Origin of the sequence: Leucobacter viscericola (assembly GCF_011299575.1) — a bacterium.
In the GTDB taxonomy this organism is placed as follows: domain Bacteria; phylum Actinomycetota; class Actinomycetes; order Actinomycetales; family Microbacteriaceae; genus Leucobacter; species Leucobacter viscericola.
The window spans coordinates 3,578,641-3,594,468 of record NZ_CP049863.1 but is presented as its reverse complement, the minus strand read 5'-3'; the positions used below and the strand labels follow the sequence as shown (position 1 = coordinate 3,594,468).

The following is a 15,828-nucleotide window of genomic DNA, read 5'->3' as shown; positions in this document are numbered from 1 at the left end:
GTCTTCAATAGATTTTCAGGGCAATTTTGCATTGGGGTACACAGAAAAGGGGTAGAACAATGGGCACTAAAGATCCGTCGGAATCGCGGAATTCATCAAGCGAATCAAACCGGAGCAACACCAAGGCAATTGTCGCGATTCTTCTCGCGATAGCCACGCTCGCTTTCGTTTTCTCAAACGTCGGTGAGGCGACACTTCACTTCCTCTTCCTACGATTCACGATGCCCACCTGGGCCTGGTTCCTCGCGGTACTGCTCTCTGGAGTTGTGATTGGATCGCTCTTCCCCTGGTTCCGCCCGAAGAAAAGCCGGAAGAGCTAACTAACCTTCGGTTGGAAGTGGCCGCGTTGACAGGCGGTCACTTCACTGTTTCGGTGGAGGCGCCGGGTTCGACGCTCTGCCAAGCACGGGCTGCCGCCTTCACGTCACGGCTCACTCCGGCTCCAATCACCATGCCAATCGCAATGGCGATGAGCGACCCGAACGTCTGAAGGATGGTGTTGATGGCACCAGCTGTTCCGGCTGCAGCCTCGCTAATGCCGATAAAACCCATGGCCCCCGGCACAAGTAGCCAGTAGGCGCACGTCAGCATAATGGCTGACGGCGGGGCGGCCTTGAGACGAGCTGCCAGATACACAGCCGGCACAACGATTGCGGCGCCGATCAAACCAGACAGTTCCGGCCCGACCACGAGATTTCCCAGCAACTGCGCCGTGTACGCCACCACGAGCGCGTACAAAATCCAGACGAGCGAACGCTTGGGAGCTGCGGAAAACAGATAGTAGCCAAGACTCACGAGCACGATTCCGACCCACGGCGCCCAAGAGCCCAACTGCGTCGGAGTTGTTGTCACCGACGTGGGCTCCCCCGTAACCGAGATGCCGGCAAACACACCGAAGGCGAGCAAACCAAGTCTCGCGATCCCGTACACAAGTCTGCTGGCGCCCGCGATGACCTGCCCCGACGTCAACTCAACGGCGGCAATCGTGAGTGTCAACCCGGGCAGAAACGACACCAGCGAGGGTGCCACGAGTCGGAGCACGTCATCGTGCACGATCGGTTTCACAACCCACGATATGAGCACGGTCACGGCAAACGCGGTGAACACCGGCAGGATCAATGAGAGTGTCCCCGCCCGTGATCCGATCAGCACAATGACGCCGACAACCGCACCCAGCACCACATACACCGGAAGCGCGGTGATCGTTGGATTGATCACCATCCCGAAGCCGAGGCTGAGAAGAGTGTGTCCGAGTACCGTCAGCACGGGCCCAAATCGCGGCGCTGCTTTCCAGATCTTCGCGATTTCTGCTGTGACGTTTTTAGGCTCCAGCCGTTCTCTCGCAGCGCTACGTACCACGTGCTCAACCGCTCCCGCCTGATCGAGCCGAAGAGCGCTCTCGTGGGCGGGAAAAATCGCCGTCTCTGAGGGAGTGGTGCTCGAATCCTCGACCATCACGAGCGTGGGAAGAACGAATACCCGGAGGTCTGATCGGCCGTAAGCGTCGGCCAGAGACTGTAGCGTGTCTTGCACGTCGTTGGTCGCCTGGTTCGATGCCAGCAAGGCGGGGCCGATGGCTCCCAGCATTTCGAGCACACCACCGTCTGAGGGAGCAGGATCATCAGCAGCGGTGGGGCGCCCGAGAGCATGGAGAACCCCTCGTACACGATCGATGAGTCCAGACATGTGAACCTCCTTGTCGGTACATTCCACCACTCTTCACCGCAACTTGGCAGAACGAGCTGTGTTCAGCGTGTCTTCCCCGCCAGAGCGGGTGTGGGGTGGGTGATGCGGAGGGTGAATCTCTCAAAACTCGCTAGGCATGACTCTGACACTCTGCAATACATGGAAGAACGAAGTCACAAGTGGAAATCGGAGAACCAACTAATGTGCACGAGAGTTGTCTGGCCAAACGCCAATGGAGCTGTTCTTGTCGGCCGAAACATGGACTACCACCGTGACCTCGGAACCAATCTGTGGAAGCTGCCCCGAGGAGTCGAGCGCAACGACGGGGTCACCGGGCACATGACGTGGACTGCGAAGTATGGAAGTGTTGTTGCCGCCGCCTTTGACATGATCACCGTTGACGGAATGAACGAGGTGGGACTCGCCGGTCACGTGCTCTGGCTCGCGGAATCCGTCTATGGCAGCTTCGACGAGTCACGCCCGGCACTCAGTCAGGCCGTGTGGCTGCAGTACTTCCTTGACAACTTCTCGACCGTTGCGGACGCTGTCGCCTGGGTAGAGGACAACGGGGTTCAGGTGGTTCAGCTCGCTGACCCCGAGAGTGGTGAGGTCCCCGCACTTCACCTCGCGCTCAACGACGCGATCGGTGACTCGGCAATCTTTGAGTACATCGACGGCAAGCTTGATGTGCACCACAGCTCCGACTATCTCGTCATGACAAACTCACCCAAGTACGAGGAGCAGCTCGCCCTGCTCGCAGAGGTTGAGGGATTTGGCGGGGATCTCCCCCTGCCGGGGAGCACACTCGCCTCCGATCGCTTTGCACGCGCCTCGTTTTATGTTGGGCGACTCCCACAGCCTGCGACACAGCTCGCGGCCATCGCATCGATGTTTAGTGTGATCCGCAATGCTGCCCAACCGTTCCGCACTCCTGACCCGGGCAAACCAGATGCGTCCCAAACCATCTGGCAGGTTGTCGCAGACCTCACCAACAAACGATATGTGTTTGAGTCGACCACCCGGCCGAATATTGTGTGGGTCGACCTGGCAGACCTCGACTTTCAAGAAGGGTCTCCTGAACTCGTGCTGAACCTCGGCAGCAAGCTCTCTCTCGAGGGCGGAATTGCGGGAAACGTGAGCACAAAATTCGAGGACGCTGGGCCGCTTCGATTCCTCACCCTCGCAATCATCAAGCAGCTTGCTGCCGCAAAGGCGGCCGCTGCGCAATAGCCAGCCACAAACTCGACTTTTCCCAGGCTTTCAGGTAGACAGGCCTTCGGGAGAAGATAAAAGGGGAGGGCGGGTTGGGCCGTGAATCTCAACGATCCGGAGAAAGCTCAAGAGGCGCTTGAGCGCGCGCTTGAATCGGGAAACTCTAAAACCATTGCGAACGTCGCAATGGCAAATATCTGGCCCCTTCTGAGTCGTCACCCGGTGCAGCTGACGGCGGCAATTACTACTCTTCCTGGGCCAGTGCTCGAGCGCTATCCGGTTCTGCGGGTTTTACACCCACTCACACCGGTGCTTGCGCGAACGACACACCCGTTCAAGCCGCTTGTGTACCTCGATGATGCGCGAGGTATCAGCCCGGAAGAACTCGATTTTCTGACGGTCGCCCAGATCATGGCGTTCAGAATCAGCGGAGACGTTGCCGCGTCCCTCGTGTATGCGCGCCGCCTCGAACACCGCATCACACAGGTGCGCGTTGAGTCACGAGAGCACCCCGAGGGACCGCTGTGGTTTTTCCAGCAGCAAATCGGATCGACGCTCCTTGCCGCCGGAAACACCTCTCGAGCACTGACAAAATTCGCAACTATGCGACAACTTGCCCGGGTAGCAAAACATCGGGACGCGGAACGTATGGCACTCGGGCTTGAGGCTCTCGCCCATGCAGTCCGCGGCTCAAACAGCGAGGCCGATCGAGCGCTAGCGGATGCGGCGCAGCTTCCTCAGCCCTCTGCCGTTCACCTCGAATCAGCGAACTCGCTCGAACGAACTGCCGCGGCACTCGTTGGGATTGACCGGATGGATCCACATCTCGACACTCTCGTCGAAGCGCTGAGCCCGTACGACAGCGTTGAACTCACTTGGCCGTTTGCTCTGCTGGCTCGCTGCAGGGCGTCACTTGCCTATCAGCAGCCGGAGGACGCTCTAGAGGCGATTTATCTCGCGAATGCCGCGCACCCAGCGCAGCACGGATCGTTTGCCACCGATGTTGTGACAGCGATGTCGGTCAAGTCCTTCATCGCGTTGGGCAGCCTCACTCAGGCGCGCCAATCGGCCGAGATGAAACCCAACGCGGGTACACAGACGGCTCTTGCCAGGGTGAAGCTGCTGCTCCACGAGTGTCGATACGAGGAAGCCGGGCAGGAGCTTCGACAGTGTTCTGCGGATCACGCGCTTGGACCGATACAGCGGGCCGAAACCGTTCTTCTGCTGGGGTGGCTGGAACTCGCCCGCGACGGGGTGGTTGACCACGATACTGCCATCCAGATCGCTCGCATCGCCCATAAACGCGATAATCGTCGTCTGCTCGCGCTGGTGCCTCGACAACTCGTCGACCACGTCGCGACACAGTTGCCGCCAAATCTGGCCGAAGAGTTTCGGGCGTCGACCAGCGGGGTGAACAGTTTCCAAATGCGGTCGCAGCCCGTACTCACCAATAGTGAGCGCCGGGTGCTCAACGCACTCCTGGTGCACAGCACAACCGCGTCAATTGCCGCGGCCTTTCACGTCTCCCCTAACACCGTCAAAACCCAACTGAAGTCGCTCTATCGCAAGCTTGATTGTTCGACCAGGGAAGAGGCAATCAAGGCCGCCACGCGCCTCCACCTCATTGACGTAGAGGACTCCATCACCCAAAACGCAAGCTGATCACCCCCAGGTGAACACCAGGGTGATGCGCTGGATGGGCACCCGGGTGAAATCGATTGCACCCCCGGTCGGCCACAGCGCGAAAAGAATAGTCTCGCGCCATGAGTACAGATACAGCACCCAGAATGATCATCCGCAACGTTCGAGTCTTCGACGGCCTTAGCGGGAAAACCATCGACAACGCCGACGTGCTCGTTGAGGGCACGCACGTCATTGCTGTTTCGACCTCGCCCATCGCAGGAGATTCCTCCGACGGCGTCGTTGAGATCAACGGCAACGGCAAGTTCCTGATGCCGGGTTTGAGCGACGCTCACGTTCACCTCATGGGCAACGCCAACAACATGATGGAGTTCTTGCAGGCGCCAACAGGCACCCTCTACGGCAACACGATCGCCGAGGCCAAGCGTATGCTGCTCCGCGGCTTCACCACCGTGCGCGACATGGGCGGAGACACCGCGCCAATCAAGTCCCTGATCGACAGGGGCACTTTCGAGGGACCCCGCATCTTCCCGAGCCAGGCCATGATCTCGCAGACCTCCGGTCACGCAGACTTCGCCTTTGTCTACGACACTCCCGAGGAGTTCGGCGGCAAGCCGAGTCGCACGGAAGACATCCACTTCACCAGAGTCGCGGACGGTGTGCCCCGTGTACTCGCTGCGGTTCGCGAGCAGCTTCGCCAGGGCGCTTCACAGATCAAGCTCACCCTCGGAGGCGGCGCGGCATCGATGTACGACCCGCTCAACACGCTGCAGTACACGCCAGAAGAGATTCGGGCGGCAGTGCAGGCCGCAACCGATTACGGCACCTACGTCGCGACCCACGTGTACACACCCGAGGGCATCGCACGGGCAATTGAGGCCGGTGTGAAGTCGATCGAGCACGGGCACCTCTCGGATGAGGCAACCGTCAAGCTCATGGGCGACAACGGCACCTGGCTGTCGATGCAGCCGTTTGCTGAGGACGACCACCACTACCCCGATCCCGTACGTTCTGCAAAGAACACCGAGATCTGCAAAGGCACCGAAGAGGTCTACGAGTGGGCCAAGAAGTACGGCGTCAAGACGGCCTGGGGCACCGACCTGCTGCTGGAGCCGCAGTCGGCAGCCCGCCAGAGCGTGATGGCGGCCCGGCTTGGAGAGTTCTACAGCAACGTGGAAGCCCTCAAGATGCTTACCTCCGGCAACGCTCAACTGTTCGAACTGGCTGGCGAGCGCAACACTTACCGCGGCGGCAAGCTCGGCGTGATTGCTGAGGGCTCCTGGGCAGACATGATCCTCGTCGATGGTGACCCCACGGCCGATCTCTCACTGATCGCAGATCCGGACACCAATTTCAACCTGATCGTCAAGGGCGGTCAGATCATCAAGAACACGCTCTAGCGCGACGCCATCGCGTAAGAGTCATGGGGATCAGGGAAACGAACAAGGGGGACGGACATGGAACTCGACCGAGAATCTAACGAACCGACCACTCAACTTGATGTGAGTAGGGCCACAGCGCGGCATGAAGAAGAACCGGTGCTGCGCGCGGAGGGCATCGGCGTTGATGCCTCGTGGGGGCACATCTACGGACCGGTCGATCTGACGGTGCGCAGAGGTGGCGTCACGGTTCTCGTCGGCTCGGGTGGACGCGGACGGACGGCTCTGCTGCTGACCCTCGCGGGGCGCATGAAGCCAACCACCGGCACACTCACCGGGTTCGGCAAAACAAAGGATGCTCAGCACCTGTTTTCGAACGCGACTATCGCTCACGTCAACGAGGTTGACGGTATCGGGCAAACCATTCGTGTCAGCGACATTGTGACCGAGCAGATTCGCTGGGCCGCACCGTGGTACGCCTGGGTACCACCGGCAACCGAGGAGGATCTCGAGCGCATCTGCCGCCCCGTCTTCGGCGACTATTCGCTTCCGACCATGGACGCAATGGTCGAAGAATTGCCCGAGTTTACGAATGCGCTGTTCCGCATAGCGGTCGCCAACATTCGCAAACCGCCACTTCTTGTGGTGGGAGGTATCGACAATCTGACAAGCGTGGCGGCCGCGAGCAAGCTGCTTGACCGGCTCATTGTCCTAGGAAAGGATCAGACCGTGATCACCGCTGATGTAAATGGTGTCGCGCTGAAAGAAGGCATCACCGAGGTTATTGAGGTGCACAACCTCACTGACCACCAGTTTGCAGTACTCGAGCACGAAGCGTTTGTACGATGATCGCCGCATTTTCGCCGGGGAGCGACTTCAAGCGCTACTACCGAGGCCGCATGCCGAGGCTCGCCTTCATCGTTATTCTGCTCATGCCCCTCATGTACGGAGCACTGTACCTGTGGGCCTTCTGGAACCCGTTCGGCAACGTCGACAAGATCCCCGTTGCCATCATCAATCTCGATACGGGCACCCAGATCAAGGGAGAACAGCTTGACGCGGGCAAACAGGTCGTAAAGGGCCTGGTCGACTCGAAGCAGCTCGATCTGCACGAGACCAGTGAAAAGGACGGGGTCGACGGCCTCGCCCACGGCAAGTATTACTTCACGATCACACTGCCGAAAGACTTCAGCGAGTCGATCGCCTCGGCAGCAACTGACAGCCCGCGATCCGCAGAGCTGCAGTTCACCTACAACGACTCGAATAACTATCTCTCGACCGTCATTGGTCAGGACGCGGCCGAGGAGGTGATCAACCAGGTCTCCGCGCAGGTCGGTGAGCAGACCTTCGACATGGTTCTTACCGGGGTCAAGGGCGCTATTCCCAAGATCAAGGCGGCCGTTGGCAGTGTCGACGAACTCAACACCGGCATGCAAGCTGCGAACGATGGGGCCCACGAGCTGGCCACAAATCTCGTGACCGCAAACGACGGAGCCGCCACCCTGGCCGGCGCCATCGACGAGCTCGACGACGCAGTCAACAGCGCGACGAGCCGCGCCGATGCCGCAATCGCAAAATCGGGGTTGACCGGCAACGAGATCAGATCCATCGTGGGCAGCATTGGAGCCAACACCGATGCGGTCGCCGGTGCGATGGACCGTGCTGTGGCGGCTCAGACGGAAGCAAATGCTGATCTCCAGTCCGTGATCAACGACCTCAATGTCAGTGGTGATCCGGCGCAGCAGGCAATCGCGACCAGGCTGGTGACGGTGCAGTCGAAGTTCGAGAATGCTTCTCTCACCAAAGAAGTGACGGCGAGCTTCGATCAGATTCACAGTGATGTCGACCGACTAGCCGCCGAGATCAACAACCCCGACAGTCGCGTCAACGTGATCCTGAGGTCGGTTGAAAACGGAGCGGTGCAGCGAGACCTCGCAACCGTCACGTCAAAGGCCGGTGAGCTTCGTAGCGGAGCAGACCAGCTCAGCGACGGACTGGTGAAGCTGACAGACGGCGCTCAGACGCTCGCGGCCGGTACAACACAGCTCGCGGCGGGAACCGACGAGCTGCAATCCGGAGCGAACCTGGGGCTCAAGCTGCTCCCATCGTGGAACGACTCGCAGCAGTCGAACTTCATCAACACGCTCGCGCAACCGGTGAAACTGCACGAGACCGTCAACAACGAGGCAAAGACCTTTGCATACGGATTCGCACCGTTCTTCCTGGGACTCGCGCTCTTTGTCGGCGGCATCATTGCCTGGATGCTCTTCACGCCAGTGCTCGCAAGACCGCTCGCGCAGGGGCTCTCATCATTCAGAGTGGTTCTCGCGTCGTACGCTCCAACGTTCTTTGTGGGGCTACTGCAGGCGACGATCCTGTTCCTGGTCGTGTATCTCGCAATCGGGCTCCATCCGGTGCACGTATGGGGTACGTTCGGGTTCATGGTGCTGATGGTGGCGATGTTCTTAGCCATGATTCAAATGTTCAACGCCTTACTCGGGCCAGCCGTGGGTCGTGTGCTCACACTGGCGTTCCTGATGGTGCAGTTGACGTCGGCGGGTGGCATCTATCCGGTGCCGACCACAACGCCACTGTTCCAACACATCAATCCATTCGATCCGATGACGTACACCAACACCGGGCTCAGGCAACTGATTCTCGGTGGCGTCGACTACCGGCTGGGAACCGCGATAGCGGTGATGGTGGGCCTCACGGTGATCTTCATCGCGGTGTCGACCTGGGCCGCGCGGCGAAACCGCCAATACAACATGGATCGCCTCTACCCACCGGTCGAGGTCTGATGCTCCCAATCCAACATCACAAACTCAACATCTCATTGAACACACACTCCTGAGGAGGAGAAATGACTACCAACAACAGCAAGGCACGTCAGTCAACCAACGTCGACCCCGTGCTGAGCATCAACCCAGTATTCGTCCGCCCCGGCGAGGCAACCGAATTCAGCAAGTTCGTGATGCCAGACGAGCCGAGCTTGCCGGAGACCGCCTACCAGATCGTTCACGACGAGGCCATGCTCGACGGCAACTCGCGCCTCAACCTCGCTACCTTCGTCACCACGTGGATGGACGACGAGGCGAAGAAGCTGTACGCCGAGGCTGCCGACAAGAACATGATCGACAAGGACGAGTACCCGGCGACGGCCGCGATCGAGGATCGCTGCTGGCGAATGTTGGCTGACGTGTGGCACGTGCCGGATCCTAACGACACCGTCGGCACCTCGACGATTGGCTCGTCGGAGGCCTGCATGCTCGGCGGCCTGGCCCTCAAGCGCCTGTGGCAAGAAAAGCGCAAGGCAGAGGGCAAGTCGACCGAAAAGCCGAACCTGATCATGTCGGCCGCGGTGCAGGTGGTGTGGGAGAAGTTCTGCAACTACTGGGACATCGAGCCGCGCTACGTGCCCATCACGAAGGACCACATGTACTTCGATGGCTACAACCTCGAGGACTACGTAGACGAGAACACCATCGGTGTTGTGGTCATCCTCGGCCAGACCTTCACCGGAGCCTACGAGCCCGTCAAGGAAATCGCGAAGAAACTCGATGAGATCCAGGCCAGCACGGGCCTCGACGTAAAGATTCACGTCGACGGTGCGTCCGGTGCCATGATTGCCCCGTTCTGCCAGCCAGAGCTTGAGTGGGACTTCAAGATCGACCGGGTCAACTCAATCAGCACCTCGGGTCACAAGTACGGTCTCGTCTACCCAGGTGTTGGCTGGGTCATCTGGCGCAACACCGCGGTGCTGCCAGAGAGCATGATCTTCCACGTCAGCTACCTCGGCGGCGACATGCCGACCCTGGCACTGAACTTCTCACGACCCGGCGCGCAGGTGCTGCTGCAGTACTACCAGTTCCTCCGCCTCGGCCGCGAGGGCTACCGTGCCATCCAACAGAACTCGCTCGACGTGGCACAGTACCTCTCGGCAGGGATCGCGGAGATCGGCCCGTTCGAGCTGGTCACCAAGGGCGACACGATTCCCGTGTTCGCCTGGATTCTGAAAGAGGGTGCGACAAAGAACTGGAGCCTCTACGACCTCGCGGACCGGCTGCGCATGAAGGGCTGGCTCGTACCCGCCTACCCCATGGCAGACGACCTCTCCGACATGGTGCTCCAGCGCATTGTCGTGAAGGTCGGCATGAGCCGCGATCTCGCAACGGCTCTCCTCTCCGACATCAAAGGTGAGGTTGAGTTCTTGGAGGCACTGGAGACGCCGCTGCCTCGCGAGGCCAGCAGCGGATCGCACTTCCACCACTAAATCAATCGAGTTGGGCCGGGAAACGCTCGCGGCTCCCGGCCCAACTCCCCCAGTTTCGAGTCACCCGAGAAAGCAGACGTAGGGCAGGACACCATGAGCGCAGCAAGCATTCCCGTGGAACGGACGGTCAGGCCATTCTTCGTTCCCACTCTCGCAAAGCAGTGCTGGATCTTCATGATCGGCTCCGCCCTGTTTGCGCTCGGATCGGCTCCCGGCTTTGGTAGCTGGGCCGGCGCCGAGATTCCAAACCTCTGTTACTTCATCGGCGCACTCTTCTTCACGACCGCCGGGTTCATTCAGCTCTTCCTGAGCGGTGCCGTGAGTGTGCCCGTCAATTACGCTCCCGGCCGGATGGTTCGGGCCGAGTGGCTTGCAGCATCCACGCAGTCCTTCGGAACTCTGATGTTCAACATCAGCACAACCGCAGCCATCACGGCGAAGAGCATCAAGGCTCAAGAACACTTCGTGTGGAACCCTGATGCTGGCGGATCGGTCGCGTTTCTTGTCAGCGGGGTGCTGGCGTTTGTTGCCTACTCCCACAGCGCTCGAAGCTGGGATCTCGGAAAGCGTGCCTGGTGGGCAGTCGCAATCAACTTTGTAGGCTGTGTCGCGTTTGCCTACTCTGCCGCGGGCGCCTACATCTTGCCGAGTGGCTCGGCAGCAAACGACAGCCTGGCCAACAACGGCACGTTCATCGGCGCCCTCTGCTTCTTCTTTGCGTCGTTCCTGGTGCTACCCGCGTGGGATCGTTCCAAGAAGGCCCTCGGCGGCGATCCACGCTAGCCGCGTGCCACTCAATCGGAGGAGAACAACATGACCATGTGGGGAGTTCTCGCCGACCTATTGACGATTGGGATCGGTGTTGCGATAAGCCCGCTCGCAATCGTCGCGGTCATCCTGATGGCGACCTCCGGCAAGGGTCGCTCAAACGGCACCGCGTTTGTGCTCGGCTGTTACGTGTGGGCGGTCGCGTTTGTGAGTGTGCTCGCTCTCCTTGGGCGGGCTGCGGGATCCGATGAGGCAGGATCCGGCACCCACGTCACCATCGATGTCGTCGAGATCGTGCTGGGTCTGGTGCTTGCCGCGCTCGCGGTCATGCAGTGGCGGCGCAGAAATCACAATGAGACACCCAAGTGGATGAGCGCGCTCGACGGTTTCAATGCCTGGCAAGCGTTTGTGCTCGGGGTACTTATCTCGGGACCGCTCTCGCCAAAGGATCTTCCGCTTCTCATCGCTGCGGGCGGCAGGATCTCACAGGCCAGTCTCGTGTGGAACGAGTTTTTGATTGTGATCTTGATCTTCGGGCTGATGGGCATTCTTGCGGTCACCGTGCCGTGGCTCATCAGTGTCATTTCGCCGAGCAAGGTCGAGGCAAGGCTGAGCGGGATGCGGGATTGGCTGGTCTCAAACCACTCCGTGATCATGACCATCCTGTTCCTTATTCTTGGAGCAAAACTCATTGGTTCAGGGGTCGCCGATCTTGTGAGCTAGGCCGACAATTTCTAGCTGGGGACACATGCAAATATGCTGGAGGCCATGACTGAGCCACAGGATCCCCAGCAGCCAGAGTCCACGCAGCCGATTCAGCCGCCTCAGCCGATCCAGCCGCAGCCGATCCAGCCGCCTCAGTATGCGCCGCCCGCGGATGTGCCCCAGTACGCCCAACCGAGCCAACCGCAGTATGCTCAGCCAGTACAGCCACAGTACGCGCAGCAGCCAATGCCTCCGCAGTACAACGGCTACCCGGGCCAGTATGGCGCTCCGCAGCCCCCGAAAAAGGGACTTTCGGCTGGAGCAATCGTGGGAATTGTCGCGGGCGCCGTGGTCCTGCTGATGTTTGTGGTGTTTGGGGGCCTCATCGCGTTCGGTGCCTTTGTCTCAAGCGTTTCAGGCTCAAGCGGATCCTCAGACTATGCCGGCGAAGAACCACTGGGCTCTCCCGGCGACATCGTGGAGGAGTATCTCAACGCCCTTGCTGACGGAGACGCTGCAACCGCGCGCGACATCGTTGGCGAAACTTCTTCAAACAGCATGCTCTCAGACGAGGTCTTGAAGAAATCGCTCGAGCTGGCCCCGATGACCAATATCTCCGTGGACGAAGACTCGATCCAGAAGGACTATGACGAAGCCACGGTGTCAGCATCATTCGACCTTGGCGACAAAACGATCACCCGCGATTTCACTGTCTGGAACAACTACGACGGTGAGTGGGAACTCTCCGATGGACTGGTAGATGTCTCGCTGTCATCGTTCAAGTCCCTCGGCCCGATTTTCAACGGGGTCAAGATCACGGATGACTACGTCATGGTCTTCCCCGGCACGTACGAGGTTGATATGTCCGTTGAGGCGTTTACCATCGACAGTGACTCGAACAGGGTCACGCTGGCAGATGACTCGGGTTATTCAAGCGATAACAACTTCACACCGGTTCTCACCGAGAAGGCCAGCAAACTCTTCACCGAGTTGGTGAGCAACTCACTCAAGGAGTGTCTGGCACTCAATACGCTCAAAACTCCCTGTGGCAACAACGTCGACGCGAAGCTGGCTGACGGCTCGACCGTGGCCGATGGAGACATCAAACGGACGCTGACGACAGAGGGCGTGGCTGACCTGCAGGCGCTTAAGCCACGGCCTGATTGGCAGGTACCAACTTCAGTGTCCGCACCAGCACTCGTCGACATTGACGTGAGTCTCACAAACGAAAACGACAAGCGCTCCCGCTGGATGTTTGGCGGCCGACTGTTGACCCCAACCGTAGACTTCGCTGCCGAGAACCCGACGGTCACGTGGAAGAAGTGAGACGCTTCGCTCGCACTAAGGTGAAGTCATGAGCAAGGGTGAGAATCAGCAACCGCAGGAGGAGGCATCGGATCAGTCCGCAGACACCTCGCTGCACGATCTGGCCCTCTCTCCGCTCGAGTTTCCAACGACCCCGCTGTCGACGGCTCCCCCAGGGCTGGCGCCTTCACCTGGCCTGGCACCCTCCGCCGGCATCAAGCCGCCGGACTTGCATGCGCCTCCAGCGCAAGAACCACAGGAGTCATTGAAACCGCAGCTGCAGCCCGAACCGTTTGTACCTCCCGAGTCGTTTACGAGTTCTGAGCCACAGTTTGAGGTGACCCCCGAACCTGCGACGGCGCTTCCAGCAGTCCCCGAAACGTTGGTCCCAGCAGCAGCACCAGCAGCACCGTTTCAGCCGCCGCTACCTTCCTCCCAGCCACAGCTACCATCATTTCTCCCACCGAAAAAGCGCCTCTCTGGCGCGGCATTCTTCGGCATCATCGTGGCCGGAGTGATTGTCATTCTTCTCCTTGTTGGAGGCGGATCAGCCATTGGCTCGATGTTCAGCGCAACCGGGGGCACCGAATTTGACGGCTCCGGCTCAACACCGTCTGAAATTGTTGAGGAGTACCTACAGGCTCTTCAAAACGGCGATGCTGACACCGCACGTGATTACGTGAGCGACTCCAACTCCGACGAGTTTCTGACAGACGAGGTTCTTGAGCGATCACAGGAGCTCGCCCCGATCAGCAACGTGTCCGTCGAGACCGATCCTGTGCAAGAGTCCGAGTACAACGCAACGGTGATAGCTAGCTTTAATCTGGGAGAGCTGGAAGTCACCCGCCGTTTCGACATCATGAGCACTTCCAACGGGCCAGAAATCGCGGATGGCCTCCTTGTTTTGTCGGCCGCACAATTTGAGGGGCTCGGGACCAAACTCAATGGTGTAATGCCCGAAGACGAGAGTTACATCACCCTGTTTCCTGGCACCTACGAGTTTGAGTTCGAACGCGATGCATTTGCAATCGGAACCGACTCAGATGATGCAAAGCAGCTTGAAGTACTGACAAACGAAAAGCCCGGCAGAGTGTTTTCCTTCGGATCAACCGCTGACACCAGTGCTTTCTTTGATACCAAACCGATTCTCACAGCAGCGGCCACCCAAACCTTCCGCGATCTCGTTCGCGCCTCGCTCACGGAGTGCGTCGCGATGACCACCCCCGTGACACCGTGCGGTATGGATGTCTCGTCAATTACAAGCAGGGTCGCCGTTCCGGTGGATGGCACAATCGTGCGTACGCTCACCCAAAAGGGTGAACAGGCGTTGAACAAGCTCTCTGCCACCTCGGCGTATGGACAGCCAACGGTGTTCAGTAGCTCCGACTTTATTCAGGTTGAGTTCAAGATGCAGGCGGATATGTGGGGCGAGCGCACCAGCCTCGGCACACAGGCTGCAGATCTGTTGACTCCCTACGTGGACTTTGCTGCTGATACTCCCGCTGTCACCTGGAAGTAACTGCGAGAGAGCAGTCGGTACTGCTTCGTGAGTGAAGCCCCAACCGCGAGCAGCACCATCGCGGCACCCGACACCAAAAAGATGAGTGCGATGCCGCGGCTTTCCCCCTCGCCAAGCAGCCACCCCCAGCGATCCTGACCGGCCTGTCCCGCCATGTAGGGCACCACCCAAAACTCGGCAACCGGCGCTATGAGGAGTGCCGTGATCGGGGCTGCGGCGGCCTCAAAGGTCATCGCGAGCCCGAACACGCGTCCCTGTTTTTCAAACGGGACAACCTTCTGGATCACGGTTTGTTCCGCGGCCTCAACAGCGGGCATGATCGCCATAAACACCCAGATTCCGGCGACGAACAGCCACGGCCACTCCCGCAGGGTGAAGATCATACCGAGCACCCCGAGCAGTCCCACGAGAATCAGCATGGTGCGAATTGGGTTGCTGCCAAGCCCCCACTTCGCCACGACGATGCCACCAACTATAAACCCGGTGGAAGCGACACCGAACACGATTCCCCAAACCTCGACAGGGAACATGTTGAGGCCGTAGGGATCGAGCAGCGTCATAAAGACACCTCCGGAGAGGTTATTGAGCATCGTAAACAGCACGAGGGCAAACAGTCCCGGGACTGCGAGCATCGCCGCCATCCCTCCCTTGAAGTCGATGGCGCTGCGGTCAGGATCTGGCACTACCTCTGGCTCGGGAATCTGAAGCAGGTACAAGTGCACGATGGGTACCGCCACAAACACCGTCGCGATCAGCATGGTGGCTCCCATGCCGAGCAACCCAACGGAGAGCCCGCTGAACACACTCGTCGCGATAAACGCGATCCCCTGCACCGTGCCAACCAGTCCGTTCGCGTTCGCGTGACGCTCGACCGGCACGAGCAGTGTCACCGTGGTGGCGAGGGCCAGGTTTCGCAGCATCTCAACGACACAACCCGCCAGCAAGATAAACGTAAATACCCAGAACCACGGCCCCTGAATATCGAGCAGCACCGACTCGGGCAGCGTGAAGTACATGGCGCAGCCGATAACAAATGCAATGAGCGAGGACCAGGCAGAAATCAGCATGACTCGGCGCTTGCGCAGGCGATCCACGAGTGAACCAAACCACATCGAACTCAGCGCAAGCAAAATCATATAGGCCCCGCCGAGCACTCCCGTGGCCAAAATGCTCTTGGTCTCCAGGTACACCCAGAACACAATCGCGAACCACAAAAAGTTAGTGGTGAGGTTGGCAACCGCGGTGTTCACGAGCACCTGCAGGAAGGTGCGCATGTTCCGTTTCACCTGAAGCGCGTCAGCGTTCTCGGCTACTGTCTCGCTTTCTGCACTCATGCAGAC

At 59.5% G+C, this 15,828-nt stretch carries 13 protein-coding genes; 11 read left to right on the top strand and 2 right to left on the bottom strand.

What is annotated here, in order from left to right; genetic code table 11:
- Positions 1-59 precede the first annotated feature (59 nt).
- Positions 60-320: a LapA family protein gene (locus tag G7068_RS15635; protein WP_166292813.1), complete on the top strand. Its 261-nt coding sequence runs from the start codon at positions 60-62 to the stop codon at positions 318-320.
- A gap of 37 nt (positions 321-357) precedes the next feature.
- Here the strand turns inward: G7068_RS15635 and G7068_RS15630 are convergent, their stop codons facing one another.
- Entirely contained in the window at positions 358-1,686 is a 1,329-nt protein-coding gene (locus tag G7068_RS15630) for a threonine/serine exporter family protein (RefSeq protein ID WP_166292812.1), read from the bottom strand.
- 201 nt (positions 1,687-1,887) lie between these two features.
- On the opposite strand from G7068_RS15630, the gene G7068_RS15625 reads away from it, so the two are divergent.
- The 10 genes from G7068_RS15625 (at position 1,888) to G7068_RS15580 (ending at position 14,488) form a co-directional block, all read left to right on the top strand.
- Positions 1,888-2,916 carry a linear amide C-N hydrolase gene (locus G7068_RS15625; RefSeq protein ID WP_166292811.1) on the top strand — a complete coding sequence of 343 codons (1,029 nt, stop codon included), beginning with the start codon at positions 1,888-1,890 and terminating at the stop codon, positions 2,914-2,916.
- An 81-nt stretch (positions 2,917-2,997) separates the two neighbouring features.
- Entirely contained in the window at positions 2,998-4,560 is a 1,563-nt protein-coding gene (locus G7068_RS15620) for a helix-turn-helix transcriptional regulator (protein WP_166292810.1), read from the top strand.
- A 101-nt stretch (positions 4,561-4,661) separates the two neighbouring features.
- Positions 4,662-5,939, top strand: coding sequence for a metal-dependent hydrolase family protein (locus tag G7068_RS15615; protein WP_205881318.1), 1,278 nt, complete (start codon positions 4,662-4,664; stop codon positions 5,937-5,939).
- A gap of 57 nt (positions 5,940-5,996) precedes the next feature.
- Positions 5,997-6,767: an ATP-binding cassette domain-containing protein gene (locus G7068_RS15610; protein WP_166292809.1), complete on the top strand. Its 771-nt coding sequence runs from the start codon at positions 5,997-5,999 to the stop codon at positions 6,765-6,767.
- Positions 6,764-8,719, top strand: coding sequence for a YhgE/Pip domain-containing protein (locus G7068_RS15605; protein WP_166292808.1), 1,956 nt, complete (start codon positions 6,764-6,766; stop codon positions 8,717-8,719). Before G7068_RS15610 ends, G7068_RS15605 begins: the two co-directional genes overlap by 4 nt.
- Before the next feature lie 62 nt (positions 8,720-8,781).
- Complete coding sequence (gad, locus tag G7068_RS15600; protein ID WP_166292807.1) at positions 8,782-10,191, top strand: glutamate decarboxylase; 1,410 nt, start codon at positions 8,782-8,784, stop codon at positions 10,189-10,191.
- A 93-nt stretch (positions 10,192-10,284) separates the two neighbouring features.
- Positions 10,285-10,974, top strand: coding sequence for a hypothetical protein (locus tag G7068_RS15595; RefSeq protein ID WP_166292806.1), 690 nt, complete (start codon positions 10,285-10,287; stop codon positions 10,972-10,974).
- 30 nt (positions 10,975-11,004) lie between these two features.
- Positions 11,005-11,682: a GAP family protein gene (locus G7068_RS15590; RefSeq protein ID WP_166292805.1), complete on the top strand. Its 678-nt coding sequence runs from the start codon at positions 11,005-11,007 to the stop codon at positions 11,680-11,682.
- A 45-nt stretch (positions 11,683-11,727) separates the two neighbouring features.
- Positions 11,728-12,990: a hypothetical protein gene (locus G7068_RS15585; protein WP_166292804.1), complete on the top strand. Its 1,263-nt coding sequence runs from the start codon at positions 11,728-11,730 to the stop codon at positions 12,988-12,990.
- 28 nt (positions 12,991-13,018) lie between these two features.
- Positions 13,019-14,488, top strand: a complete 1,470-nt coding sequence (locus G7068_RS15580) for a hypothetical protein (RefSeq protein WP_166292803.1) — start codon at positions 13,019-13,021, stop codon at positions 14,486-14,488.
- Here the strand turns inward: G7068_RS15580 and G7068_RS15575 are convergent.
- A complete protein-coding gene (locus G7068_RS15575) occupies positions 14,443-15,822 on the bottom strand; it encodes an MFS transporter (RefSeq protein ID WP_425280484.1) in 1,380 nt (459 codons plus the stop codon). The two genes, G7068_RS15580 and G7068_RS15575, sit on opposite strands and share 46 nt — an antisense overlap.
- Positions 15,823-15,828 lie beyond the last annotated feature (6 nt).